The sequence below is a fragment of the Burkholderia sp. YHN3-13 genome (genome assembly GCF_055810675.1).
On record NZ_JBVVNQ010000009.1, the window covers coordinates 100,427 to 123,721 of the forward strand.

At 69.4% G+C, this 23,295-nt stretch carries 22 protein-coding genes; 8 read left to right on the plus strand and 14 right to left on the minus strand.

Features of this window, described 5'->3' with window-relative positions; genetic code table 11:
- Positions 1-20 precede the first annotated feature (20 nt).
- The 3 genes from AC0KUR_RS20915 to hpaI are packed head-to-tail and all read left to right on the plus strand — an operon-like array spanning position 21 to position 2,055.
- Positions 21-413 carry a 5-carboxymethyl-2-hydroxymuconate Delta-isomerase gene (locus AC0KUR_RS20915; RefSeq protein WP_034191538.1) on the plus strand — a complete coding sequence of 131 codons (393 nt, stop codon included), beginning with the start codon at positions 21-23 and terminating at the stop codon, positions 411-413.
- A gap of 20 nt (positions 414-433) precedes the next feature.
- On the plus strand, positions 434-1,237 hold the full coding sequence (gene hpaH, locus AC0KUR_RS20920; RefSeq protein ID WP_473376370.1) for a 2-oxo-hept-4-ene-1,7-dioate hydratase: 804 nt from the start codon (positions 434-436) through the stop codon (positions 1,235-1,237).
- Between the two features lie 11 nt (positions 1,238-1,248).
- On the plus strand, positions 1,249-2,055 hold the full coding sequence (gene hpaI, locus AC0KUR_RS20925; RefSeq protein ID WP_473376371.1) for a 4-hydroxy-2-oxoheptanedioate aldolase: 807 nt from the start codon (positions 1,249-1,251) through the stop codon (positions 2,053-2,055).
- A gap of 239 nt (positions 2,056-2,294) precedes the next feature.
- Here hpaI and AC0KUR_RS20930 read toward each other — a convergent pair whose 3' ends face one another.
- Complete coding sequence (locus AC0KUR_RS20930; RefSeq protein ID WP_301740848.1) at positions 2,295-3,095, minus strand: AraC family transcriptional regulator; 801 nt, start codon at positions 3,093-3,095, stop codon at positions 2,295-2,297.
- Between the two features lie 95 nt (positions 3,096-3,190).
- Here AC0KUR_RS20930 and AC0KUR_RS20935 point away from each other — a divergent pair, with 95 nt between their 5' ends.
- Complete coding sequence (locus AC0KUR_RS20935) at positions 3,191-3,442, plus strand: hypothetical protein (RefSeq protein WP_034191534.1); 252 nt, start codon at positions 3,191-3,193, stop codon at positions 3,440-3,442.
- Positions 3,443-3,488: 46 nt separating this feature from the next.
- Positions 3,489-4,454: a quinone oxidoreductase family protein gene (locus tag AC0KUR_RS20940; RefSeq protein WP_473376372.1), complete on the plus strand. Its 966-nt coding sequence runs from the start codon at positions 3,489-3,491 to the stop codon at positions 4,452-4,454.
- A gap of 141 nt (positions 4,455-4,595) precedes the next feature.
- On the opposite strand, the gene AC0KUR_RS20945 is transcribed toward AC0KUR_RS20940, so the two are convergent.
- From AC0KUR_RS20945 to pdxR, 5 genes are all read right to left on the minus strand, one after another.
- Positions 4,596-5,687: a porin gene (locus tag AC0KUR_RS20945; protein ID WP_473376373.1), complete on the minus strand. Its 1,092-nt coding sequence runs from the start codon at positions 5,685-5,687 to the stop codon at positions 4,596-4,598.
- 142 nt (positions 5,688-5,829) lie between these two features.
- Positions 5,830-6,897: an ABC transporter ATP-binding protein gene (locus tag AC0KUR_RS20950; protein ID WP_034191531.1), complete on the minus strand. Its 1,068-nt coding sequence runs from the start codon at positions 6,895-6,897 to the stop codon at positions 5,830-5,832.
- Positions 6,890-8,662 carry an ABC transporter permease gene (locus tag AC0KUR_RS20955; protein ID WP_034191530.1) on the minus strand — a complete coding sequence of 591 codons (1,773 nt, stop codon included), beginning with the start codon at positions 8,660-8,662 and terminating at the stop codon, positions 6,890-6,892. Before AC0KUR_RS20955 ends, AC0KUR_RS20950 begins: the two co-directional genes overlap by 8 nt.
- A 113-nt stretch (positions 8,663-8,775) precedes the next feature.
- Positions 8,776-9,876, minus strand: coding sequence for an ABC transporter substrate-binding protein (locus tag AC0KUR_RS20960; RefSeq protein WP_473376374.1), 1,101 nt, complete (start codon positions 9,874-9,876; stop codon positions 8,776-8,778).
- A gap of 216 nt (positions 9,877-10,092) precedes the next feature.
- The gene (gene pdxR / locus AC0KUR_RS20965; protein WP_473376375.1) at positions 10,093-11,565 is read right to left on the minus strand and encodes a MocR-like pyridoxine biosynthesis transcription factor PdxR; all 1,473 of its coding nucleotides are present in this window, start codon (positions 11,563-11,565) and stop codon (positions 10,093-10,095) included.
- A 103-nt stretch (positions 11,566-11,668) separates the two neighbouring features.
- Here pdxR and AC0KUR_RS20970 point away from each other — a divergent pair, with 103 nt between their 5' ends.
- From AC0KUR_RS20970 to AC0KUR_RS20980, 3 genes are all read left to right on the plus strand, one after another.
- On the plus strand, positions 11,669-12,904 hold the full coding sequence (locus AC0KUR_RS20970; protein WP_473376376.1) for a multidrug effflux MFS transporter: 1,236 nt from the start codon (positions 11,669-11,671) through the stop codon (positions 12,902-12,904).
- A 125-nt stretch (positions 12,905-13,029) separates the two neighbouring features.
- On the plus strand, positions 13,030-13,710 hold the full coding sequence (locus tag AC0KUR_RS20975) for a response regulator (RefSeq protein WP_069705315.1): 681 nt from the start codon (positions 13,030-13,032) through the stop codon (positions 13,708-13,710).
- Positions 13,707-15,128, plus strand: a complete 1,422-nt coding sequence (locus tag AC0KUR_RS20980) for a sensor histidine kinase (protein ID WP_069705316.1) — start codon at positions 13,707-13,709, stop codon at positions 15,126-15,128. Before AC0KUR_RS20975 ends, AC0KUR_RS20980 begins: the two co-directional genes overlap by 4 nt.
- Positions 15,129-15,170: 42 nt before the next feature.
- Here the strand turns inward: AC0KUR_RS20980 and AC0KUR_RS20985 are convergent, their stop codons facing one another.
- The 8 genes from AC0KUR_RS20985 to AC0KUR_RS21020 all read right to left on the minus strand — a co-directional run bounded on the left by AC0KUR_RS20985 (position 15,171) and on the right by AC0KUR_RS21020 (position 23,268).
- The gene (locus AC0KUR_RS20985; RefSeq protein WP_049029624.1) at positions 15,171-16,037 is read right to left on the minus strand and encodes an MOSC domain-containing protein; all 867 of its coding nucleotides are present in this window, start codon (positions 16,035-16,037) and stop codon (positions 15,171-15,173) included.
- A gap of 89 nt (positions 16,038-16,126) precedes the next feature.
- Positions 16,127-17,080: an ABC transporter substrate-binding protein gene (locus tag AC0KUR_RS20990; protein WP_034191524.1), complete on the minus strand. Its 954-nt coding sequence runs from the start codon at positions 17,078-17,080 to the stop codon at positions 16,127-16,129.
- Positions 17,081-17,114: 34 nt separating this feature from the next.
- The gene (locus tag AC0KUR_RS20995; protein ID WP_473376377.1) at positions 17,115-18,299 is read right to left on the minus strand and encodes a c-type cytochrome; all 1,185 of its coding nucleotides are present in this window, start codon (positions 18,297-18,299) and stop codon (positions 17,115-17,117) included.
- A gap of 50 nt (positions 18,300-18,349) precedes the next feature.
- Positions 18,350-19,165 (minus strand): ABC transporter ATP-binding protein, encoded by an 816-nt coding sequence (locus AC0KUR_RS21000; protein ID WP_473376378.1) that lies wholly within the window; start codon positions 19,163-19,165, stop codon positions 18,350-18,352.
- Positions 19,159-20,250 carry an ABC transporter permease gene (locus tag AC0KUR_RS21005; RefSeq protein WP_473376379.1) on the minus strand — a complete coding sequence of 364 codons (1,092 nt, stop codon included), beginning with the start codon at positions 20,248-20,250 and terminating at the stop codon, positions 19,159-19,161. Before AC0KUR_RS21005 ends, AC0KUR_RS21000 begins: the two co-directional genes overlap by 7 nt.
- A 4-nt stretch (positions 20,251-20,254) precedes the next feature.
- Positions 20,255-21,289: an ABC transporter substrate-binding protein gene (locus AC0KUR_RS21010; RefSeq protein WP_034191520.1), complete on the minus strand. Its 1,035-nt coding sequence runs from the start codon at positions 21,287-21,289 to the stop codon at positions 20,255-20,257.
- Positions 21,290-21,319: 30 nt separating this feature from the next.
- Positions 21,320-22,159, minus strand: coding sequence for a class II aldolase/adducin family protein (locus AC0KUR_RS21015; protein WP_124608397.1), 840 nt, complete (start codon positions 22,157-22,159; stop codon positions 21,320-21,322).
- Between the two features lie 23 nt (positions 22,160-22,182).
- Complete coding sequence (locus tag AC0KUR_RS21020) at positions 22,183-23,268, minus strand: LLM class flavin-dependent oxidoreductase (RefSeq protein WP_049032552.1); 1,086 nt, start codon at positions 23,266-23,268, stop codon at positions 22,183-22,185.
- Between the last annotated feature and the right edge of the window lie 27 nt (positions 23,269-23,295).

The window sequence follows — 23,295 nt, forward strand, 5'->3', positions numbered from 1 at the left end:
AATCCGAACGGAGATTTGCCATGCCACACATCGTCGTCGAATACACCGCGAACATCCGCGACGACGCGCGCATTCCCGCGCTGCTGCGCACGATCAACGCGACGCTGATCGCGCAGGGCGGCGTGTTCCCGACCGGCGGCATCCGCTCGCGCGCGCTCGAACTGCAGGACTACTGCGTCGCCGACGGCACGGAGGACGACGCCTTCGTCCACGTGACGCTGAAGATCGGCTCGGGGCGTACCGACGCGCAGAAGAAGGCCGCGTGCGATGCGCTGTTCGATGCGATCAAGGCGCATTTCGCCGAGCTGTACGCGAAACGCTACCTCGCGCTGTCGATGGAACTGACCGAGTTCAGCGAAAGCGGCTCGTACAAGCACAACAACATCCACGCCCGCTACAAGCGGGCCGGCTGAACCCCATTTCCGATCCGACCATGCTCGAACCCGCCCTCATCGACCAGCTCGCGCGGCGTCTGCACGACGCCGAGCGCGAGCGCACGCAGATCCGCCAGATCTCGCTCGACCATCCCGACATCACGATCGACGACGCGTATGCGATCCAGCGCGCGTGGGTGACCCTCAAGCTCGCGGAAGGCCGCACGCTGAAGGGGCACAAGATCGGCCTCACGTCGAAGGCGATGCAGAACACGTCGCAGATCGACGAGCCCGACTACGGCGCGCTGCTCGACGACATGTTCTTCGACGACGGCGGCACGATCCCGACCGGCCGCTTCATCGTGCCGCGCGTCGAGGTCGAACTCGCGTTCGTGCTCGGCAAGCGGCTCTCGGGCCCGAACTGCACGATCTTCGACGTGTACGACGCGGTCGATTACGTCGTGCCCGCGCTCGAGATCATCGACGCGCGCAGCCAGTCCATCGACCCCGATACGAAACGGCCGCGCAAGGTGTTCGACACGATCGCCGACAACGCCGCGAACGCGGGCGTCGTGATCGGCGGCCGGCCGGTGCGGCCGCAGGACGTCGACCTGCGCTGGGTCGCGGCGATCATGTCGCGCAACGGCGTGGTCGAGGAAACGGGCGTCGCGGCCGGCGTGCTGAACCATCCGGCGAACGGCGTCGCGTGGCTCGCGAACCGGCTGTCGCGTTTCGGCGTCGCGCTGGAACCCGGGCAGATCGTGCTTGGCGGGTCGTTCACGCGGCCGTGTGCGGCGCGGCCGGGCGATACGTTCAGCGTCGACTACGGCCCGCTCGGGACGATCCAGTGCCATTTCGCGTGAGGTAGCGAACGATGCAGATTCCGTCGAATGTCTTCAAGGCCGCGCTCGCGCGCGGCGACGCGCAGATCGGGCTGTGGCTCGGGCTCGCGAATCCGTACAGCGCCGAGGTCGTCGCGGGCGCGGGATTCGACTGGTTGCTGATCGACGGCGAGCATGCGCCGAACACGGTGCCGACGATCCTCGCGCAGTTGCAGGCGATCGCGCCGTATCCGTCGCATCCGGTCGTGCGCGTGCCGTGGAACGATCCGGTGATCGTCAAGCAGGTGCTCGATCTCGGGGCGCAGACGCTGCTGGTCCCGATGGTGCAGAGCGCCGACGAAGCGCGCGCGGCCGTGGCCGCGACGCGTTACCCGCCGCACGGGATGCGCGGCGTCGGCAGTGCGCTGGCACGCGCGTCGCGGTGGAGTCGTGTGGGCGACTACCTGCATCGCGCGAACGACGAGATGGCCGTGCTCGTGCAGGTCGAGACACGCGCGGGGCTCGATGCGATCGATGCGATCGCGCGGGTCGAAGGCGTCGACGGCGTGTTCATCGGGCCGGCTGACCTGGCCGCCGATCTCGGGCATCTCGGCAATCCGGGCCACCCGGTCGTGCAGGCCGCGATCGACGGCGCGATCCGGATGATCAAGGCGGCCGGCAAGTCGCCGGGTATTCTGAGCGTGGATGAGGCGGCCGCGCGACGCTATCTGGATGCGGGCGCGCTATTCGTCGCGGTCGGGGTCGATACGACGCTGCTCGCGAGGAGCGCGGAGCGGCTGGCGGCGCAGTTCAAGGGGAAGGGGGGCAAGGCCGCGGAGAAGGGCGACGGCACGTATTGAACGAAACGGACAGACCGTTTATAGAGGGCGATATCACTTTTCGTTTATTGCGAAAAAATCATGACATCCAGAACCCCAGTTTGGAGCGCGCGATGCCCCACACCACGATGTCCGCTACGATCTTGCCCGTCGAGCGCGAGATGCGGGCGGCTGTCGAAGGGCAGCGCGCCTACCGGACGATCATCTGAATTGAACCGGATTCCGCGAATCGTTTGACGTTTCAAGCCGGTCGTGTGTTGTTACCGTGCGTCGATTGTCGATGTCCCCCCGTTCTCCAAATACCGTCCAGGCGTCGTCCCCAACGCCCGCCGGAACATGTCGATGAACGCGCTCACGTTGTCGTACCCGAGATCGAGCGCGATCGTCGTCACCGGTACGTCATCGGCGATTCTCTCCAGCGCCCGCAGCAACCTGGCCTGCTGACGCCACTGCGCGAACGTCAGCCCCGTCTCGGCGACGAAGCGGCGGCTCATCGTTCGCGCACTGATGCCGGCCCATGCGGCCCATTCCTCCAGCCGCCGGTTGTCCGCGAGATTCGTGGCCAGCGCATCGGTGATCTTCATCAGCCGCGCGTCTCGCGGCCGTACCAGTCCCAATGCCTCGACCTCCGACGACGCGATTTCGTCGAGGATCACGTCGGCGATGCGCGTTTGCGCGGCATCCAGTTCCGAATCGCCCCAGCTTGCCGCGCGCTGCACGGCTTCACGCAGCAGCGGTGTCGTGCGGATCGCGCGCGGCGCGGCCGGCAGTGCCGCGCAGCGTGCTTCGGCGACGAACGCCGACCAGCCGGAAATCGGCCCGAACGAACGCAACGAATGCCGGCAATGCGGCGGAATCCAGATCGCGTGAATGGCCGGCACGACCCAGGCCTGGTCATCGAGGCCGATCGTCAGCAGCCCGCTCAGCGCGCCGACGAGCTGGCCGCGCGCATGCGAATGCGGCGCGGTCACGCGCGGGTCGCGTTGCGACAGCACGGCGGCGACCACGAACGGGCCGTCGTCGGACGTGACGAATCGGGCGGGCAGAAGCGGATCGGACATGGCCGGATATCGGTATCGAATGGCTGTTATACCGGAGATTGGCCGGCTTCGCACGCCTACACTGCATCCATCGATGACAACCGGAGTACGACGCGATGCGAGCCGAACAGATGCTTCCCGACCATGCCGACCGGATCGAAACCGGCGGAACGACGATCCGCAAGGGGACCGTCGGCGCGTTCCTGGTCAACGCGCGCGTGTTGACCGACCCGCACGCAGAGCCCGCCGACCGGGCGCGCGCGGAGGCCGACGCGATCGACGCATTGCCGGCGCTGCGCGCGCTCGGCCTGTTCGACGTGCTGGAAGTGCGCGATCCCGCGCTGCGCGCGTGGCTCGACGCACGCTGATGCGCAGCTGAACCGTCGATCGAGATCCCCGATTCAAGGAGTCACCATGAAAGCAGCAGTCGTGACGGGCGCCGGCGAGCGTCCCGTTCAGATGGAATTCGATGCGCCGCGCGCGATGCCGGGCCACGGCCTGATCGACGTGACGGCGTCCGCGCTGAGCCGGCTCGCGCAGGCGCGCGCGGCCGGCACGCATTACTCGTCGGACGGGCGTTATCCGTTCGTCGTCGGCGTCGACGGGGTGGGCCGCCGTCTCGACGACGGGCAGCGCGTCTACTTCTTCGGCGCACCCGCCCCGTTCGGCGCGATGGCCGAGCGCACGATCGCGCCCGATACGCGGTGCGTGCCGCTGCCCGATTCGCTCGACGACGTCACGGCGGCGGTGATCGCGATTCCCGGGATGTCGTCGTGGGCGGCGCTGACCGAGCGCGCGCGGCTCGTCGCGGGCGAGACGGTACTCGTCAACGGTGCGACGGGTACGTCGGGGCGGCTGGCAGTGCGGATCGCGAAGCATCTCGGCGCCGCGAAGGTGATCGCGACGGGCCGCAACGCAGCCGCGCTGCAGGCATTGCCGAGCGCCGGTGCGGATGCGGTCGTGTCGCTGCAGCAGGACGACGCACATCTGGCACGCGCGCTCGAACCGCATTTCCGCGAAGGTGTGGACGTCGTGCTCGACTATCTGTGGGGCGCCAGCGCGCAGACGCTGTTGCTTGCCGCCGCGAAGGCGACGCCCGACGGCCGCCGGCTGCGATTCGTGCAGATCGGCTCGATCGGCGGCGCGGACGTGCTGCTGCCGGGCGCGGTGCTGCGGGCGACCGCGATCGAACTGATGGGCAGCGGCATCGGCAGCGTATCGCTGCCCCGCTTGCTGGCGTCGGTGCGCGGTGTGTTCGACGCGGCCGGGCCGGCCGGCCTCGCGATCGACACGCGCACGGTGCCGCTGTCGGCCGTGGGCGAACACTGGGGCGATACGAACAGTCTCGTGCGCCCGGTGTTCACGATGCGCGGCGAGTGAGCGGCGCATCGAAACGCAGCGCGCCGGACGTGACGCGAGGGGCACGCTGGGCGGCGGCGGCCGGCGGTTCGCCGCGATGCCGCCGCGCGTGGCCTGGCTGAACGGCGGTCGACCGACTGCCGCCGCCCGCCGGCCCGGGTGTCAGAACCGCTGCTGGATCCCCGCCGTGACGCCGACCTGGGTCGTGCCGTATCCCGCGAAATCGCGCGACACGCCAACCTTCTGGTCGTGTTTCGCGATCGCGAACGCGCCGGCCGCGTACAGCACCGTGCGCTTCGACAGCGCGTAGTTCGCGCGCATCGACACCAGCGTCGGATCGGCATCGCTGCCGCCCTTGATGTTCTGGTGATAGACGGCCGCGATCAGCGAGAACGCCGGCGTGAACTGATACGACCCGCCGAGCCAGTACGTGTCGCTCAGCTGGTTCGCCGCCGTGGTGCGGAACGTGCGTTTGTAGTTGCGGTAGCCGGCCATCGTCTTCAGGTTGCCGAAGTCGTAGCTCAGGCCGGCATGGACGCCCTGGATATAGTTGACCGTATCGGCCGGCGTGACGCTGTCGGCCGCGCCGTTCTGCCGGTCGAACGTGACGACCGCCGCGAACGGGCCTTTCTCGTAGCCGACCGCGAAGTCGTATTTCGAGCTGGTCTTCACGCTGCCCGGCACGTTGCCGAAGCCGTACAACGCGCCGAACTTGAAGCCGCTGAATTCGCCGTCGTAGCGCACCGCGTTCGACGAGCGCGTGAACATGCCGTCCTTGCGGCCGCCCGTCGCCGTCGACGCCGAGGCCCACGAGTAGTTCTGCGCGTAACCCATCGGGTCGAACGGCAGCATGTAGTCGTAGGTGACGGTGTAGTTGCGGCCGAGCGTCAGTTCGCCCCATTTGCTCTTCAGGCCGACCGTCGCGCGGCGCGCGAAGATCGAGTCGGGGCCGTCGTCGAGCGCGCCGTTCGCGAGGTCGATCCCGCTTTCGAGTCGGAACACGGCCTTCAGCCCGCCGCCGAGATCCTCGACGCCGCGCAAGCCCCAGCGCGAGGTGTTCTTGTTGCCCGACTTGAGCTTGACCGAACTGCCGCCTTCGGGCGCCGCATGGTTCGTGTATTCGATGCCGGCATCCATGATCCCGTACATCGTGACCGACGACTGCGCGTGCGCGGCGCCTGCCGCGAGTCCGGCGACGGCGGCCGATCCGGTCAGGACGGCGGCGCGAAGGGAACGCTTTGCGCATGATTTCATTGGCGGTGTCTCCTTGGTTCTTGTGGGTTGGGTGAGTCGGTTAGGCGCGCATCCGCCCGCGGCGGACACCGGGAGGCGTCCGCCGGACGGGAAGTCCATGCGTGGCGGGATGCGCGGCGGCACGTGAGCCGCCGCGACCGGGTCAGCCCGCTTTCGCGAACGCCCAGCAGTCGTTGGTCGGGAATTCGATCCAGTGCTTGCCGGCCGCGCGCGGCACGTGGCCGAACGCGCGCAGGCGCATGTCGCCGCAATGGAACAGGTATTCCCAGCGGTCGCCGAGATACATCGACGTGACGAGGTCGGCCTGCAGCCGGTTCGCGCCCGGGCCGTCGGTGACCTGCACGCGTTCGAGGCGGATCACGGCCTGCGCGTCCTGGCCCGGCGCGAGCGTGTCGCGGGCCAGCGCCCGCAGCTCCCAGCCGTCGCCGGCGAGCGTCACGCATTCGCCGTCGATCGCGGCGACGCGCGCATCGATCCGGTTGTTGCTGCCCATGAATTCGGCCGTGTACAGCGAGCGCGGCGCGCCGTACAGCTCGGCCGGCGTGCCTTCCTGTTCGATGCGGCCGTTGCGCAGCAGCAGGATGCGGTCGGACATCGCCATCGCCTCGGTCTGGTCGTGCGTCACGCACAGGGCCGACAGCCCGAGCGACACGATCAGCTCGCGCAGCCACGCACGCGCTTCCTCGCGCAGCTTCGCGTCGAGGTTCGACAGCGGCTCGTCGAGCAGGATCACCGGCGGGTTGTAGACGAGCGCGCGTGCAATCGCGACGCGCTGCTGCTGGCCACCCGACAGCTGGTGCGGAAAACGTTCCGCGAGATGGCCGAGGCCGAGCTGGTCGAGCGCGGTCTGCACGCGGCGCTTCTGTTCGGCCGGGGCGACGCGGCGCAGCTTCAGTCCGTAGCCGACGTTGTCGGCGACGGTGCGGTGCGGCCACAGCGCGTACGACTGGAACACGAGGCCGAGCGAGCGCTGCTCGACGGGCAGGTCGACGCGTTTCGCGCCGTCGAAGAACACGCGGTCGTCGAGCTGGATGCGGCCGTCGGACGGCTGTTCGAGGCCGGCCACCGCGCGCAGCAGCGTGGTCTTGCCGCTGCCCGACGCGCCGAGCAGGCACACGACTTCGCCGGCCTTCAGTTCGAACGACACGCCCTTGAGGATCGGATTGGCGCCGTAGCTGAGGTGCAGGTCGTCGACGATGAGCTTATCCATGAAGTTTCACTCCGAAGCGCAGGGCCACGCCGAGACCGGCGCCGACCATCGCGATGTTGATGACAGAAAGCGCGGCGACCTGGTCGACGGCGCCGGTCGCCCACAGCGACACGAGCAGCGCGCCGATCACTTCGGTGCCGGGCGACAGCAGGTAGACGGCCGTCGAGTATTCGCGCTCGAAGATCATGAAGATCAGCAGCCACGCGGCGAGCAGGCCGAAGCGCACGAGCGGCAGCGTCACGTCGAGCGACACGCGGCTGCGCGTCGCGCCGACGCTGCGGCCGGCTTCCTCGAGTTCCGGGCCGACCTGCAGCAGCGCGCTCTGGATGAGGCGCATCCCGTACGCGAGCCACACGACCGTGTACGCGATCCAGATGCTCCACATCGAGTTCTTCAGTTCGCGCAGGCCCGGCACGAACAGGAAGATCCACAGGAACGCGAGACCGGCGAGCAGGCCCGGCACCGCGCGCGGCAGCAGCACGAGGTAGTCGAGCAGCTTGGTCGCCCAGTCGGGGCGGCGGTGGCCGGCGAACGCGACGAGCGAGTAGAAGCCGATCGCGAGCGCGCCGCCGATCACGCCGATGCCGAGCGTGTTGACGATCGCGCGCACCAGGTTGTCCTGCTCGAACAGCTCGATGAAGTTCGACAGCGTCAGCACTTCGGCGAGCGCGACGCCTTCGCCCCAGTTGGTCACGAATGCGCGCAGCACGATGCCCGAGATCGGCACGATCACGGTCAGCATCAGCCACAGCACGACGATCGCGAGCGCGACCCAGCGCCACACGCCGAGCGGCAGCACCGTCGTCCGGCCGGCCTTGCCCTTCACGGTGACGAAGCGGTTCGCGGTCTTCAGCAGGCGGCGCTGCAGCAGCACGAGCGGGAACGTGATCGCGACGATGCACACGGCGACCGCGGCCATCAGGTGATACGACGGCACGCCGAGCTTGTTGGTCAGCTTGTACAGGTAGGTCGCGAGCACCAGGTGGCCTTCCGGATCGCCGAGCACGAGCGGCAGCCCGAACACTTCGAAGCCGAGGAAGAACACGAGCACGCCGGCGAACAGCAGCGCGGGCATCGTCATCGGCAGGCTCACGTCGAGCGCGACGCGGAACGGGCGGGCGCCCGCCACGCGCGCGGCTTCCTCGACGTCCGAGCCGAGGTTGCGCAACGCGGCCGACGAATACAGGTACACGTGCGGCACGTGCGTGAGGCCGACGATCACCGTGATCGCGAAGACCGAGTACACGTTCCATGGGATGTTCTGTACCCCGAACAGTTCCTTGAACCACACCGAGTAGAAGCCGACCGGTCCGGCCGCGACCACGTAGCCGAACGCGAGCACCATCGGCGACACGAACACGGGCGTGAGCAGCAGCGGTTCGAGCCAGCGACGGCCGGGCAGGTCGGTGCGCACCATCAGGAACGCGAGGATGCCGCCGAGCGGGATCGAGATGAACAGCATCCCGCCGGCGATGATGAACGAGTTCTTCACGGCCGACCAGAAATCGGGATCGCTGAAGACGAAACGGAAGCCGTCGATGCCGAGCGTCTTGTTCGCGTCGAAGAACGGCGCGGACAGCAGGCTCTGGAACAGGATGAAGCCGAGCGGCAGTGCGACCGCGATGGTGAGTACCGCGACGACGATCCAGCGCAGCATGCCGGCGAGTGGCTGCAGGCTGTTGACCGGCAGCGCGGGAATCGCGTCGCGCGGGCCGGCGGCGGGTGGCGCGGCCGGTGCCGTGCCGGGGGTGCTGGTTGAAAGCATGAGTTCGCCCCTGCGGCCATCCGGATGGCCGCCTCAAGGAAGTCGGTAAGGGGAAGGGCCGCCCGCGCGACGTGCGGCGGGCGGCCGTGGGTCGGCCGGAGCCGGTCAGCGGATCAGCTCTTGATCGCCTGCTGCCATTGCTTCAGGAACGCGAGCCGCTTCGACTGGTCCAGATAGACGAGCAGGCCGGTGCCGATCTGGATCGGCTTCAGCGAATCGCCGAGTTCCTTCGTGAGGCTCGCGGCCGACGTCTCGCCGGTCACGTCCGCGCGGATCGCGTACAGGTTCGCCTGGTTCGCGATCATGGTCTGGCCGCGTTTCGACAGCAGGTAGTCCACCCACAGCTTGGCGGCGTTCGGGTTTTTCGCCTTCTTCGAGATGGTGGCGAGGCGGCTCACGATCTGCGTGTAGTCCTTCGGAAACACGTATCCGATGGACTTGTCCTTCTTCGCCTTCGCGTACGCATACGAACCGATGATGTTGTAGCCGATCAGGTTCTCGCCCGACGAGATGCGCTCCATCATCGCGCCGGTGCTCGACTGCAGCTTCGGGCCCGTCGCGCCGATCGCCTTCACGAGTTCCCACGTGACCTTCTCGTTCAGGTGCGCGTCCTGCGTCAGCGCGTTGAAGCCGACGCCGGATTTCTCGACGTCGTACGTCGTGAGCTTGCCCTTGAACTTGTCCGGTTGCGACGCGAGCAGCTTGATCAGCTCGGCGCGCGTCTTCGGCACTTCGTTCTCGGGGATCAGGCGCTTGTTGTAGACGATCGCGAGCGGCTCGAAGGTCGTGCCGTACGCCTGCTTCTGGTACTGCGCCCATTGCGGCACGTTCGGGCTTTCGGGCGAATCGTAGGCCGCCATCAGGCCGTCGTTGACGAGCTTGACCTGCAGGTCCATCGCGGAGCTCCACAGCACGTCGGCGCTGGTGCTGCTCGCCGCGTTTTCGCTGATGTAGCGGTTGTACAGCTCGGTGCTGTTCATGTCGTTGTACTCGACCTTCACGCCGTACAGGCTTTCGAAGTCCTTGATCAGCGGGCGCACGAGGCCCGTGTCGGTCGTCGAGTAGACGATCAGCTTGCCTTCCTTCTTCGCGGCGTCGATCACGCCCTGGTAATTACCCGGATACCCGGCCGGAACCTGCGCGACGGCGCCGCCGGCGGCAGTGCCCAGGACGATCGCCAGTGCGGCGGCAACGCGCTTCGGTGCAAACGACATGTCTTCCTCCAGTTATGCGTGGTGTTGTTCGAGTGACGCGGATGTTAATTGCGGGGCACTTTCAGCCTGCTTTCATTCCCGTTCACAATCGCGTCGTTTGCGTCATGGATTTCCCGAGGTCGCGGCGGCCGCCGCCGCGGGTTGCGCGGCGTGCGGCATGGTTCGGACGGGAACAGAAGCGGGGCCGGGCAGGCGCGGGAACGCCCGCAACGACCGCTAGGCGGAGGCCGCCAGCAACTGGCCGAGGATCCGGCCGCCATGCCGTGCATGCGCGGCCGTCAGCGCGGAATATCCGACGACGACACCCGCTTCACGCCGGGCGCTTCGGCAGAATTCGCGGATCGGCTGCAACGCGATGCCGGCCGCGCGGGCCCGGGCGACAACCGTTGCGTCGTCCGTCCCGGGCGGCAGCCACAGCACGAAATGAAAGCCCGCGTGCTCGCCGGATACCGCGAACCGGCCGCCGGCGTGCTTCGCCAGCTGCTCGAGCACGATGTCGCGCCGCTGGCGGTACGTGTGCCGCGCGGCGCGCAGGTGCTTCGCGAAATCGCCGCTGGCGATGAAGCGGGCCAGCGCCAGTTGCGGCGCCGCGCCGACCGCGCGCGCGGTCGCATGCCACACGGCCGACAGCGCCGGCCGCAGCGCTTTCGGTACGACCATGAAGCCGATGCGCAGCCCCGAGAACAGCGTCTTGTTGAACGAGCCGCAGTAGATCACGCGGTCGCACGCGTCGAGCGATTTCAGCGCGGGCAGCGGGGCGGTCTGGTAGCTGAATTCGCCGTCGTAGTCGTCTTCGACGATCCACGCGCGGCCGCGCTGCGCCCAGTCGAGCAGTTCGAGCCGGCGCGACACCGACATCGTGACGCCGAGCGGTGCCTGATGCGCGGGCGTCACGTAGACGGCACGCGCATCGGGATGCCGGTGCAGCGACGCCGTGTCGATGCCTTCCCGATCGACCGGCACGTCGATCACGGTCGCGCCCGCGATCGTGAAGATCTGCCACGCCGACACGTAGCCGGGATCTTCCATCAGTACCGTCGAGCCCGGCGCGAGCACCGTGCGCGCGACGAGATCGATCGAATGGCGGATGCCGGTCGTGATGAAGATGTCGCCGGCGTCGCACGGAATGCCGCGATATTCGCGCAGGTACGCGGCGATTTCGTCGCGGAGGCTGTCGACGCCTTGCGCGGGCGTCGCGCCGAGCTCGTTGGCCGTCGCGGCAAGCAGGCTCGCGCCGAGCGCCTTCTTCCATTGCTGCATCGGCATCAGGCCGGGATCGGCGAGCCGCGCGACGAACGGGACGCCCGGGCGCACGCCATGTTCGGATTCGGACTCGTCCGGGCCGCCTGCCGGCTCGCGGTGTGCGTTGCCGGGACGAGGCTGCGCGGCCGCGCACAGATAGCTGTCCGGCACCACCGCGCAGACGCGCGTGCCGGACCCTCGCGTGCGGGCGATGTAGCCCTCGGCGCACAGGATGTCGTACGCCGCTTCGACGGTGCCGCGCGCGATGTCCCAGCGCACGGCCAGCGTCCGGCTGGACGGCAGCGGGCTGTCGGCAGGCAGCAGGCGCTTCAGGATCGCGTCGCGAATCGTGTCGGCAATGCATTCCTGCTTCGACGACGGGCTGCCGGCCGACAGCCTGGAAGGGCGCGGCAGGTCGAGCGGAATCGCGGCTTTGCCTCGCGGCATAGTGGTCCAGTCGGTGGTCGATTTAATGGTCCTTCAGCTTATATCACTTTCCCCTTAGATTGCTGTCGACCCTTTCTCCTCGGACCGGAAACGGACTTGCCGCATGAAGACACGCTCATTGCCCCAGCGGGGCTGGTTGTTCCTGTTGATGCTCGTCGTGTGCCTGCCGCGCGTCACGATCGATGCATACCTGCCGTCGCTGCCCGCGATGGCGGACGCGCTGCACGGCACCGACGCCCAATTGCAGCTCACGCTTACCCTCTACATGGTCGGCTATGCGCTGTCGATGCTGGTGTCGGGGCCGTTGTCCGACCGTTACGGGCGCCGTCCCGTGCTGCTCGGCGGTCTGTGCGTGTACGTCGTCGCGAGCGTGGCATGCGCGCTGTCGAGCGGCGTCGCGGCCCTCATCGTCGCGCGCATCTTTCAGGCGCTGGGCGGCTGCACCGGCACGGTGATCGGCCGCGTCATCGTGCGCGAGCGCTTTCCGGCCGCGACGCAGGCCACGATGCTCGGCCATATCTCGGCCGGCATGGCGCTGTCGCCGGTGGTCGCGCCGCTGGCAGGCAGCGCGATCGCCGCGTGGCTCGGCTGGCGCGGCGTGTTCGGATGGCTCGCGGCGGGCGGGCTGGTCGCGACCGCGATGGTGCTGCGCGCGCTGCCCGAGACGCGCGAACAGGCCGCGCGGCCGGCGCCGGGCCGCGGGCTCCTGCGGACCTACGCCGGCCTGCTGCGCGAGCGACGTTTCCTGCGCTACTCGCTCGCGATCAGCTTCGTTTACTGCACGTACTACCCGTTCATCGCGGAATCGTCGACGCTGTTCCAGCGGCAGATCGGCGTGTCCGGCCCGGTCTATGCGGCGATCTTCGGCGTGACCGTGTTCGGCTACCTGATCGGCTCGAGCGCGTTCGCGCGGACCGGCGGGCGCTGGCAAGCCGATTCGGTCATCGCGACGGCGGCCGCCGTGAATCTGGCCGGCGCCGCCATGCTGTGGGCCGGCGGCGCGCTCGCCCCGATGTCGGTGGCCGCGCTGGTCGTGCCGATGTTCGTCGTGATGATCGCGGTCGGGATCGCGATTCCGGCGTGCCAGTTCGCGGTGATGCAGCCGTATACGCAGATCGCCGGCACCGCGTCGGGGCTGTTCTTCTTTATCCAGATGGCGATCACGGCCGCGTGCGGCGGCGTGCTGGCGTGGCTGTCGGACGGCACCGCGCACCCGATGATCGTCGTGACGGCCGGCGCGAGCGTCGCGTTCGTCGCGGTGGTCGTCGGCCTTCGCGAGCGGCATGCGGCCGGCGATGCACGCTTCGCGGCGCCCGGTCATCCCGCCGCGGAACGCTGAGCGGCGGCCGTCGGCGGCGCGCGCGGCGGCTTGGCGGCCCCCGCGCAACCCGTGTTTCCGCGAGGCGTCGACATGGAAAGGATCATGTAATGTAGCGGCCTGTCGCTGACCTTACCGGAATCCCCATGCGCGTGCTGCTCGTCGAAGACAATCCGAACCTGGCCCAGTCGCTGAGCGATGCGCTGAGCGCCGCGCGCTTCGCGGTCGATCACATGGCGGACGGCGAGGCGGCGGACCACGTGCTGCGCACGCAGGATTACGCGCTGGTGATCCTCGATCTCGGGCTGCCGAAGCTCGACGGGCTGGAGGTGCTGCGGCGGCTGCGCGCGCGCCGCAACCCGGTGCCGGTGCTGATCCTCACCGCGCACGGGTCGGTCGAGGACCGCGTGAAGGGGCTCGATCTCGGCGCCGACGATTATCTCGCGAAGCCGTTCGAGCTGACCGAGCTGGAGGCGCGCGCCCGCGCGCTGATCCGGCGCAGCCTCGGCCACGAGCATTCGCTCGTGGCATGCGGGCCGCTTTCGTACGACAGCATCGATCGCAGCTTCCATCTCGCGGGCGAGCCGCTGTCGCTCACGCCGCGCGAGCGCTCGGTGCTCGAGGTGCTGATCCTGCGCAACGGCCGCGCGATCAACAAGGACACGCTGTCGGAGAAGATCTTCGGGCTCGACGAGTCGGTCAATGCCGATGCGATCGAAATCTACGTGTACCGGTTGCGCAAGAAGCTGGAGAACACGGGGGTCGCGATCGTCACGCTGCGCGGGCTCGGTTATCTGCTCGAAGCGAAGGCGGAGAACGACGAATGATTCGCCCGAACCTGCGCACGCAGGTCGCGCTGTGGCTGCTGCTGCCGCTGCTCGGGCTGCTCGCGCTCGACTCGTGGCTCACGTACCAGCGCGCGATGAACGCCGCGCACGTCGCATTCGACCGTACGCTGTCGTCGTCGCTGAAGTCGATCCGCGAAGGCGTGCGGCTCAACGACGGCGAGATCGAGGTCGACCTGCCGTATCTCGCGCTCGAAATGCTCGAATCGAGCGACGGCGGCAAGATCTACTACCTGATCCGCGAGGACAACGGCCACACGATCACCGGCTACCCGGACTTGCCGCTGCCGCAGGGACGTGACGCGGGCGACGGCGAACTGTTCGTCACGCGCTACTACGACGTCGTGTATCGCGGCGAGCAGTTGCGGATGGCCGCGCTGCGCATCCCGGTGCACGACGTGCCGACCGCGCAGTCGCGCATCGTGTGGGTGATGGTCGGCGAGACGATCGAGGCGCGCCAGGCGCTCGCGCGCGAGATCCTGGTCGGGTCGCTGCTGCAGGAGGGCCTGCTCGTCGTGCTCGCGCTCGGGATCGTGTGGCTCGGCGTCGGGCGCGGGCTGCGGCCGCTGAACCGGCTGTCGGCCACCGTGGCCGCGCGCAGCGAGGACGACACGACGCCGCTCGATACCGGTGCGATGCCGAGCGAGCTCACGCCGCTCGTCGATTCGATCAACCAGTACATCGGCCGCACGCAGCGGATGCAGGTCGCGCGGCGCCGCTTCTTCGCCGATGCGGCCCATCAGCTGAAGACGCCGCTCGCGGCCGTGCAGGCCGGCGTCGAACTCGCGCTGCGGCCGGACGAGCAGCCGCGCGCGAACGGGCACCTGCGGCGTGCGAACGGCGCGGTGCGGCAGGCCGCGAAGATCGTCCAGCAACTGCTGTCGCTGTCGCGGCTCGATTCGGACAGCGGCCATGCGGTCGCGCACAAGCCGGTCGAACTGCACCGGCTCGCGCGCAGCGTGACGCTCGACTGGTCGCCGGTCGCCCGGGCGCGCGACATCGATCTCGGCTTCGAGCACGAGGCCGATGTCGACGTGCTCGGGCAGCCCGATCTGCTCGGCGAGATGGTCGGCAACCTGATCGACAACGCGATCCGCTATGCGGGCGACCACGCGGTGATCACGGTGCGCGTGTCGCGCGACGGCGAGCACGCGCGGCTCGACGTGATCGACAACGGGCCGGGCATCCCGGCGGACGAGCGCGACGCGGTGTTCGAGCGTTTCCATCGCGGCAGCAAGACGCAGACGGTCGAGGGAACGGGGCTCGGGTTGTCGATCGTGCGGGAGATCGCACGCGTGCATCAGGGCAGCGTGACGCTGGCCGATGCGGCCGGCGGCGGACTGATCGTGACGATCCGGCTACCGGCGGCGGCGACCGAGGCGGTGCCGCGCGCCGCGTGATCGCGCGTGAGAACGCGGGACGGGAAAGGGCGGTGGTCCGGCTCAGTCGCCGAACCCGATCTCCGCTTCGACCGGCTGGCCGATTTCGAGCCACGCACCGGCGCCTTCGACGACGATCGCATTGATGCCGAACGTCAGCGCGTCGTCGTGGTTCGGGTTCGCGCGATAGGTCTGCAGCGTGTCGGTCGGCTCGTGCGGCCAGGCGGGGTCGGGCGCGCCGGTGGCCTGGTCGATCGTCGGCATCGGGCAGCGCGTGCACAGCTTTACGAGGCGCAGCCGCACCGGCGTGTCGCCGTCGGCGTCGAGGTGTTCGACGAAATCCTCCTCGTACGCGTCGAGATCCGACACGACGATGTTCGGGCGGAAGCGGTTCATCGGAATCGCCGGCGCGCCTTTCGCGGCGAGCCGCGCGTTCAGGTCGTCGAGCGACGACTGCCCGATCACGAGCAGCGGATAGCCGTCCGCGAACTGCGTGTGCGTTTCGATCTCGCCGGTCCATTTGCGGTTGCAGCCGCGGCGCGCGTCGGGCCCGAAGCGCGCGAGCTTCGTCGGCGTACCGAGGTATTCGGTGAGCCACGCGGCCGTGTCGGCGCCCGTGTCGATCGCGTCGACGGTGTCGCGCCAGACGGTCGCCGCCATCCCGGGCGTCGCGGGCGATGCGTCGCCGTCGAGCGGCGTGCGGATTTCCGGCATGCCCGGCGCGTTCAGCACGAGCGCGTCGTTGTCGAATGCCGTGCGGATCAGCGCGAGGCGCGGGTGCGTGCGCTGCGTGATCATCTGTCCGTCGGGATCGGTGATCAGCCAGTGGCGGTCGTACGCGAGGCCCGTTTCGAGCAGTTGCGCACGCGTCAGCGCGATGCCGGCGCAGGATTTGATCGGATAGACGAAGAGTTCGGTGATGGCTGGCATGACGCTGGCTGAACGCGGGATGGTCGAATCGCGATTGTGCCAGATCGTGCCGAAGCCGTTTGGGCCGTTGCACGCTGCCGCGCGGCCGTTCAGGCGAGCGGAAAGCCCGTATCGAACGTCGTGCGCACGTCGAGCGGCTGGCGCAGCAGCCCGGCCTTCAGGTAGAAGTCGGCCGTGCGCTGCTGTTCGGCGATCACCGTCGCGTCGATCGGCAGCCAGCGCGTGTTGCGGCGCTCGAACTGCAGCTTCGCGGCGGCCGGCGGAATGCCGATGATGCGCGCGAGCGCCGCCGAATACGCGTCGACGTGCCGGTACGACCACGTCTGCGCGCGCACGACGCGCCGCAGGAAATCGTGCAGCACGTCGCGCTTCGACGCGATCGCCGCGTCGGTCGCCGCGAGATAGCTGAGGCCCGACCACAGCCCGCGGCCGTTGACCAGCACGCGTGCGCGGCCGCTCGTCTCGGCGAGCGCCGTGTAGGGCTCCCAGGTCGCCCATGCGTCGATCGAACCGGTGGCGAGCGCCAGCATCGTGTCGGCCGGCGGCAGGAAGCGGAACGATACCGCATCGGGCGGCAGGCCGGCCGCGTCGAGCGCCTTCAGCGTGACGAAATGGCCGATCGAGCCGCGCGTGGTGCCGATGCGCTTGCCCTTCAGGTCGGCCGCGCCTTTCAGCGCCGCGTCGGGTTGCACGAGCACGGCCGTGCCGTACGGATCGGAACGGTTCGCGCCGATCACCTTGATGCGGGCGCCCGACGCGAGCGCGAAGATCACCGGCGCGTCGCCGATCGGGCCGCAGTCGACGGCCGCCGCGTTCAGGGCTTCGGCGAGCGGCGCGGCGGCCGGGAATTCGGTCCACGCGATGTCGTACGCGAGGCCGTTCAGTTCGCCGGCCGCTTCGAGCAGCGCGCGCAGCCCGCCTTTCTGGTCGCCGGCGCGCAGCAGCGGCCGTGCGCCCGATTGCGCGCGCAGTGCGGCAGGCGCCGCGGCGATCGTGGCGAGGGCGCTCGCCTGTGCGAGGAAATGGCGTCGGGTCGGATTCATCGTGGAGTTCGGTTGGAAGAACGGGTTCAGGGATTCAATGCGGGAGCCCGGCCTGCACGTCGCGCACGGGTTCGGTGTCGACGCGCAGCAGCAGGGCGGTCAGCGCGTCGCCGCCGGCGGCCGGCACGGTCGGTCGTGCCGCCGCACTCGAGCGGCACAGCAGGTCGGCATCCGACCAGCCGGCGCTGCCCGGCAACGCGCGCGCCCGCAGCCAGCCTCGGCGATCGGCGAGCAGTTGCGTGCCGCCGAGCGCATCGGGCGCGATGCCGGCAATCGTGGCGAACGCGCGCCACGTATCGGGCGTCGTCGCGACGCAGTTCGCGCGCGTGCCGATCGAGGGCGCCGCGACGGACGCGCCGCGTTCGGTGACGAGCAAGGTTTGCCAGCGCGCGTCTTCCGGCGGCGGCGGCGCGCCCGACGCGAGCGCGACGATCCGCACGCGCTGGCCTTCGCGCCAGCGATCGAGCGGTTGCGGCGCGGCGTCGCCGCAGCGCACGTCGAGCGCCGGCAGCGGGACGGGCACTGGCCATGCGCCTTCCGCCTGCGCGCCGCTGCCCGCGGCCAGCGCCTTCAGGTAGTCGAGCACGGCCCACGTGTCCTGCGGGCCGAGTGTCGCGGCGAACCCGGGCATCGTCGACGCGCCGTGCTCGTCGCGTGTGCCGTGCCGCACGCGCCAGAACAGTTCGCCGTCGAGGCGCCGCGCGAGCAGCGTGCCGGCAAAGGTCGGCGGCCAGTGCGCGAGCGTGGCCGCGAGCGGCCCTTCGCCACGGCCGTCCGCGCCATGGCACGCGGCGCAGTGTTGCGCATACAGGTGCGCGCCGCGCATCACGCTCGATACGGAAAACGGCGCGGGATCGCGCTGGAAGCTCGTCGGCACGGCCGGCGCGAGCCACAGCGACGAAGGCGGCCACGGCGCGAACCACGCGACGGCCAGCGCGGCGAGCGCGGAGGCGACACGCCGCCTGCGCGAAACGAGCGCGATGCACGCGAGCACGACCGCCAGTGCCGTCGCTGCGCACGCGAACGCGAGTTGCCGCGTCAGTCCGGCATCGATGCGCAGCGTTTCGAGCGCGATACGGTGCGCCCATGGCCACGCGGCCTGACCGTCCGCGTCCGCCGTCAGGCCGAGCGCGTGCAGCACACGTGCCAGCGCGATTTGCGCGCGATACAGCAGTTGCAGGAACGCGATCGCCGAGTCGGAGAAGAGCGGTGCGTTCATCGCACGCGCCAGAGCCGGGCAGCGACCGGACGTCGAACGGCCCCCGGCATCTACCAGCTCGCGTCGAGTCCGAGATGCCGCAGCGCGTCGTGGCGCAATTCGGCGAGGTGCGGGTCGCCGCGATGGCGCGGGTAGGGCAGGTCGACATGCAATTCGGCGACGATCCGTGCCGGGCGGGGACCGAACACGATCACGCGCTGCGCGAGGAACAGCGCTTCCTCGACGTCGTGCGTGACGAGCAGCGCGGAGAAACCGTCGCGTTGCCACAGCGCGGTCAGCTCGGCCTGCATCGTGAGCCGCGTCAGCGAATCGAGCTTGCCGAGCGGCTCGTCGAGAATCAGCAGGCGCGGATCGTTGACGAGCGCGCGGGCGAGCGCGACGCGCTGCGCCATCCCGCCGGACAGCTGATGCGGGAACACGTTCGCGAAGTCCTGCAGCCCGACGCGCGCGAGCGCATCGTCGACGCGATGCTGCGCGGTGCGCGCCACGCCGCGCGCTTCGAGGCCGAGTGCGACGTTCGCGCGCACGCGCCGCCACGGGTACAGCGTCGGGTCCTGGAACACGACGATGCGCGACGGATCGGGGCGCTCGATCGGCACGCCGTCCTGCGCGATGCCGCCTTGCCGTGCCGCGTCGAGCCCCGCGACGAGGCGCAGCAGCGTCGATTTTCCGCAACCGCTCGGGCCGAGCAGCGCGACGAATTCGCCGGCCGCGACCGACAGCGTGACGTCGTCGAGCACCGGCAGCGCACCGCCGGGCCCGTCGAACGCATGGCTCACGCGGCGAATGTCGATGCGCGCGCCGCGTGGCGCGGTGACGGCGGGTGCGGCGGCAACGGGGGAGTCCAGCACGGCGGCGCTTACCATTTGACGGTTCCTTTCTGCCACGCGAGCACACGGTCGCGCACCGCGAACAGCAGCGCGATCAGCCCGGAAAACAGCAGCGCCATCACGATCAGCGCCGCATACATGTTCACGTACGACGCCCAGCCCTGCGCCCAGCTCAGGTACCAGCCGAGCCCCGACTTCACGCCCATCATTTCCGCGACGACCAGCACCGTGAACGACGCGCTCAGCCCCATGAAGATGCCGACGAACACGTGCGGCAGCGCGGCCGGAATCGCGACGCGCAGCACGAGGAAGCGCGCGTTCGCGCCGAGCGTGCGCGCGACGTCGTAGTACTGCTTGTTGACGCTCGCGACGCCCGACCACGTGAGCACCGCGACCGGGAAGCCGGTGGCGAGCGCGATCAGGAACGCGGCGGCCGAATAGCTCGACGGGAAGAAGTAGAACGTGAGGGGCAGCAGCGCGGTGGCCGGCACGGGGCCGAGCACGCGCAGCACCGGATGCACCCAGTAGCCGATCCGGCGCGACCAGCCGATCGACACGCCCACCGCGAAGCCGACCGCGACGCCGTACGCAAACCCGAGCGCGAGCAGCCTCAGCGTATTGCCGGCGCTGCCCGCGAGTCGCGGCCAGTCGTCGACGTAGACCTCGATCAGCGCCTGCGGCGGCGCGAAGAACGGCGTCGGCAGCCAGCCGGTTTTCGCGGTGACGATCTCCCACGCGGCGAGCACGAGCGGCAACGCGACGAGCCACGGCCCGGCCGGGCGTACGCGGGCGAGCCGCGTGCGCGTGGCGGGGACGAGATGGCCGAGCGTCGCGGCGGCCAGCAGCAGTGCGGCGATCGTCCACGCGGCCGTGCCGAACGTGTCGGTGTACGCCCAGTCGCTGAAGCCGACGATGCGGTTCGGCCACAGTTGCGTGAGCGCGCCGAGCGCGGCCCACGCGAATGCGGCGACGATCCCGGTCGGCCAGAGGCGAGCGCGGCGCGCTTCGTCGGCCTGCGTGGCTTCGCAGGCCGTGCAGGCGACGCGCGCGGACGGGGCGGCACTGCCGCCGGCAGGTGCCGGCGCAGTGCGGGTGGCGGAAGCGTGTTCGATCGTCGACATCGCGTTACCCCAGTACGTTGGCGTAGACCTGCTGCGCGAAGCGCTGCGGGTCCGTGCTCTTCTTCAGCACGCTGATGCGGCGGAAGTCGTCCGCATAGAACGCGATCTCCTGCTGCAGGTCGACGTTGGTCGGGTGATGCGTATAGGTGAGCGTCGCGTACAGCTTGCGCAGATCCTCGGGGTCGATCTTCGGCGAGTATTTCGCGAACACCTTCGCGGCTTCGTTCGGGTTGTCGTGCGTGTATTCGGTGGCCTGCACGATCGAGCGCGCGAGTGCGGCGGCCGACGGCCGGTCGTTGCGGACGAGATCGCCGCGCGCGCCGATCACGCAGCACACCTTGCGCGCGTATTCGCCGGACAGGTTCGTCGCGAGTTCCGTGTACGCGCCGTTGCTGCGCTTCTCGAGCAGATAGAGGTTCGGGTCGCCGTCGGCGATCGCGTGAATCTCGCCCTTGTCGACCGCGACGCCGAGCAGGTCGGCCGGATACTGCCGCCACGTGATGTCGCGCTCGGGATCGATCCCGTTCTTCGCGAGCAGGATCGAGAAGAAGTGCTTGCCGGGCGCGGCCAGATCGCTGACGCCGACCGTCTTGCCCTTCAGCGCCTGCAGCGTCGTGACGCCGGCCGCCTTCGCGCCGAGCAGCCGCACGCAACCGCCGTGCGAACTGCCGATGATCTTCACGTCGAAGCCGGCTTCGAGCGGCTTGAGCCAGCGGTGGATCATCCCGACCGCCGCATCGGCCTTGCCGGTCGCGATCGATTCGAGCAGCTGGTCGGTCGAGCCGCTGTAGTTGATCAGCTCGACCTTCAGGCCGTTTTTCTCGAAGAAGCCGCGCTCCTGCGCGACGACGATCGGCGTCAGGCAGAACGCGTTCTGGTTCCACGCGAACGTGAGCTTCTTCAGCGGCGGCGCGGACCATGCCTTGCGGCCGAGCGTGATCGCCGGCGCGGCGAGCGCGGCGGCGCCGGCCGCGCGCAGCAGCCGGCGGCGTTTGTCGTCGTGCGCGCCGGCGGGCGCGGGTGCGGTGGTGTGGGTCATCGTCTGGTCTCCGGTCTTGCGGAAAGGCGCTCAGTCGAGCAGGTCGGGTTCGTCGGCGAGGACGCGCGCGAACAGGCTGTCGAACGCATGCAGCGCACCGTCGGGGCCGCCGATCTGGCCGTGCGTGTGGCGCGCGGTGGCGTGATCGATCGGCTGCGGCGTGCCGGCCGCTTCCGCCAGCAACTGCGTGTGCGCGACGTTGTCGAGCGCGATGTACCACCATGCGGCGGCCTCGACCGTCGGGCCGGCCGTCAGGATCCCGTGGTTCTTCAGGATCACGCCCTTGTGCGTGCTGCCGTCCGGTTTCGCGAGCGCATCGGCGATCCGTGCGCCTTCGCTGGTATCGACGACCATCCCCGTGAAATCGTCGAACAGCGCGTGATCCTCGTAGAACACGCATGCGTCCTGCGTGAGCGGATCGAGCGGACGGCCGAGTGTCGACCACGCCTTGCCGTAGGTCGAGTGCGTGTGCGCCGCGGCGACGACGTGCGGATGGGCTTCGTGGATCGCCGCATGGATCGCGAATGCGGCCTTGTTCAGCGGCCGCGTGCCGATCGCGGTCTCGCCGCGGGCATTCACGAGCAGCAGGTCGGACACCTTGATCTGCGAGAAATGCACGCCGAGCGGGTTCACCCAGAAGTGATCGGGCAACTCCGGATCGCGCGCGGTGATGTGGCCGGCGAGGCCCGACGCGAAACCGAAGCGCGCGAACAGGCGGAACGCGGCCGCGAGCCGCTCCTGCCGGTGGCGGCGCTCGGCGGCGACGTCGATGCGCGGCGCGGTCGGGTCGAACCAGAAATGCTGGCGCGGCGCTTCGGCGAGTTCGAGGCCCGATGCGGTGCGCACGGGCGAGGACAGGACGGCGGACATGATGAGGTATCGCTCCGTTGGGCTCAGGCGGCGCGACGTGCGGCGTCGCGGGCGGCGACGGCGCCGCGCACGCGCGGAATCAGTTCGCGGCCGTAGTCGATCGCGTCTTCCAGCGGGTCGAAGCCGCGGATCAGGAAGGTCGTCACGCCGAGGTCGTAGTAGTCGAGCAGCGCATCGGCGACCTGCTCGGGTGTGCCGACGAGCGCCGTCGAGTTCGAGCGCGCGCCGGTGAGCTTCGCGATCTCGGTCCACAGCCGCTTGTCGACGCGCGAGCCGCGATCGGCCGCGGCAAGCAGGCGGCGCGCGCCTTCACTCTGCTGCGGGCCGCCGGCGCCGAGGCCGGCCGCTTCGCGCAGGCGGCGCGTTTCGTCGAGGATGCGGTGCGCGCGCGCCCACGCTTCGTCTTCGGTCGCGGCGAGGATCGGGCGGAACGACACCGAGAAGCGCACCTGCCGGCCGTGCTTCGCGGCTTCGGCGCGCACGCGGGTGGTCAGGTCGCGCACCTGGTCGAGCGACTCGCCCCACAGCGCATAGACGTCCGCGTGCTTGCCGGCCACCGCGAGCGCGGCTTCCGACGCGCCGCCGAAGTAGATCGGCACATGCGGCTGCTGGAACGGCTTCACTTCCGAAAAACCCTGCGTGAACCGGTAGTGCGCGCCGTCGTGATCGAACGGCTGCGCTTCGGTCCAGATCCGCCGCAGGATGCCGAGGTATTCGTCGGTGCGTGCATAACGCGCGTCATGGTCGAGGAAATCGCCGTCGCGCTGCTGCTCGCTGTCCGAGCCGCCGGAGATGAAGTGCACGGCGAGCCGGCCGCGGCTGAACTGGTCGAGCGTCGCGATCTGCCGCGCGGCGAGCGTCGGCGCGGTGAAGCCCGGACGATGCGCGAGCATGAAGTGGATGCGCTCGGTCGCGGCCGCGGCGAACGCGATCGTCAGCGTCGCCGACGGGCCGGTCGAATGATGCGGCACGAGGATCCGGTCGAAGCCGGCCGTTTCGTGGGCGCGCGCGAAGTCGCGCACGTAGTCGGGATCGACCACGGGGCCGGACGCCGGGTGGATTTCCGATTGCTTCTGGCTCTGGATCATGCCGATGAATTCGACGCTCATCTGGGTCTCCGGTGCGGGGATGTCCCG

Excerpts from the sequence above, each read along its gene's own strand:
- AC0KUR_RS20915 (WP_034191538.1), top strand. The coding sequence starts at position 21 with ATGCCACACATCGTCGTCGAATACACCGCGAACATCCGCGACGACGCG.
- hpaH (WP_473376370.1), top strand. The coding sequence starts at position 434 with ATGCTCGAACCCGCCCTCATCGACCAGCTCGCGCGGCGTCTGCACGAC.
- hpaI (WP_473376371.1), top strand. The coding sequence starts at position 1,249 with ATGCAGATTCCGTCGAATGTCTTCAAGGCCGCGCTCGCGCGCGGCGAC.
- AC0KUR_RS20930 (WP_301740848.1), bottom strand. The coding sequence starts at position 3,095 with ATGTCCGATCCGCTTCTGCCCGCCCGATTCGTCACGTCCGACGACGGC.
- AC0KUR_RS20935 (WP_034191534.1), top strand. The coding sequence starts at position 3,191 with ATGCGAGCCGAACAGATGCTTCCCGACCATGCCGACCGGATCGAAACC.
- AC0KUR_RS20940 (WP_473376372.1), top strand. The coding sequence starts at position 3,489 with ATGAAAGCAGCAGTCGTGACGGGCGCCGGCGAGCGTCCCGTTCAGATG.
- AC0KUR_RS20945 (WP_473376373.1), bottom strand. The coding sequence starts at position 5,687 with ATGAAATCATGCGCAAAGCGTTCCCTTCGCGCCGCCGTCCTGACCGGA.
- AC0KUR_RS20950 (WP_034191531.1), bottom strand. The coding sequence starts at position 6,897 with ATGGATAAGCTCATCGTCGACGACCTGCACCTCAGCTACGGCGCCAAT.
- AC0KUR_RS20955 (WP_034191530.1), bottom strand. The coding sequence starts at position 8,662 with ATGCTTTCAACCAGCACCCCCGGCACGGCACCGGCCGCGCCACCCGCC.
- AC0KUR_RS20960 (WP_473376374.1), bottom strand. The coding sequence starts at position 9,876 with ATGTCGTTTGCACCGAAGCGCGTTGCCGCCGCACTGGCGATCGTCCTG.
- pdxR (WP_473376375.1), bottom strand. The coding sequence starts at position 11,565 with ATGCCGCGAGGCAAAGCCGCGATTCCGCTCGACCTGCCGCGCCCTTCC.
- AC0KUR_RS20970 (WP_473376376.1), top strand. The coding sequence starts at position 11,669 with ATGAAGACACGCTCATTGCCCCAGCGGGGCTGGTTGTTCCTGTTGATG.
- AC0KUR_RS20975 (WP_069705315.1), top strand. The coding sequence starts at position 13,030 with ATGCGCGTGCTGCTCGTCGAAGACAATCCGAACCTGGCCCAGTCGCTG.
- AC0KUR_RS20980 (WP_069705316.1), top strand. The coding sequence starts at position 13,707 with ATGATTCGCCCGAACCTGCGCACGCAGGTCGCGCTGTGGCTGCTGCTG.
- AC0KUR_RS20985 (WP_049029624.1), bottom strand. The coding sequence starts at position 16,037 with ATGCCAGCCATCACCGAACTCTTCGTCTATCCGATCAAATCCTGCGCC.
- AC0KUR_RS20990 (WP_034191524.1), bottom strand. The coding sequence starts at position 17,080 with ATGAATCCGACCCGACGCCATTTCCTCGCACAGGCGAGCGCCCTCGCC.
- AC0KUR_RS20995 (WP_473376377.1), bottom strand. The coding sequence starts at position 18,299 with ATGAACGCACCGCTCTTCTCCGACTCGGCGATCGCGTTCCTGCAACTG.
- AC0KUR_RS21000 (WP_473376378.1), bottom strand. The coding sequence starts at position 19,165 with ATGGTAAGCGCCGCCGTGCTGGACTCCCCCGTTGCCGCCGCACCCGCC.
- AC0KUR_RS21005 (WP_473376379.1), bottom strand. The coding sequence starts at position 20,250 with ATGTCGACGATCGAACACGCTTCCGCCACCCGCACTGCGCCGGCACCT.
- AC0KUR_RS21010 (WP_034191520.1), bottom strand. The coding sequence starts at position 21,289 with ATGACCCACACCACCGCACCCGCGCCCGCCGGCGCGCACGACGACAAA.
- AC0KUR_RS21015 (WP_124608397.1), bottom strand. The coding sequence starts at position 22,159 with ATGTCCGCCGTCCTGTCCTCGCCCGTGCGCACCGCATCGGGCCTCGAA.
- AC0KUR_RS21020 (WP_049032552.1), bottom strand. The coding sequence starts at position 23,268 with ATGAGCGTCGAATTCATCGGCATGATCCAGAGCCAGAAGCAATCGGAA.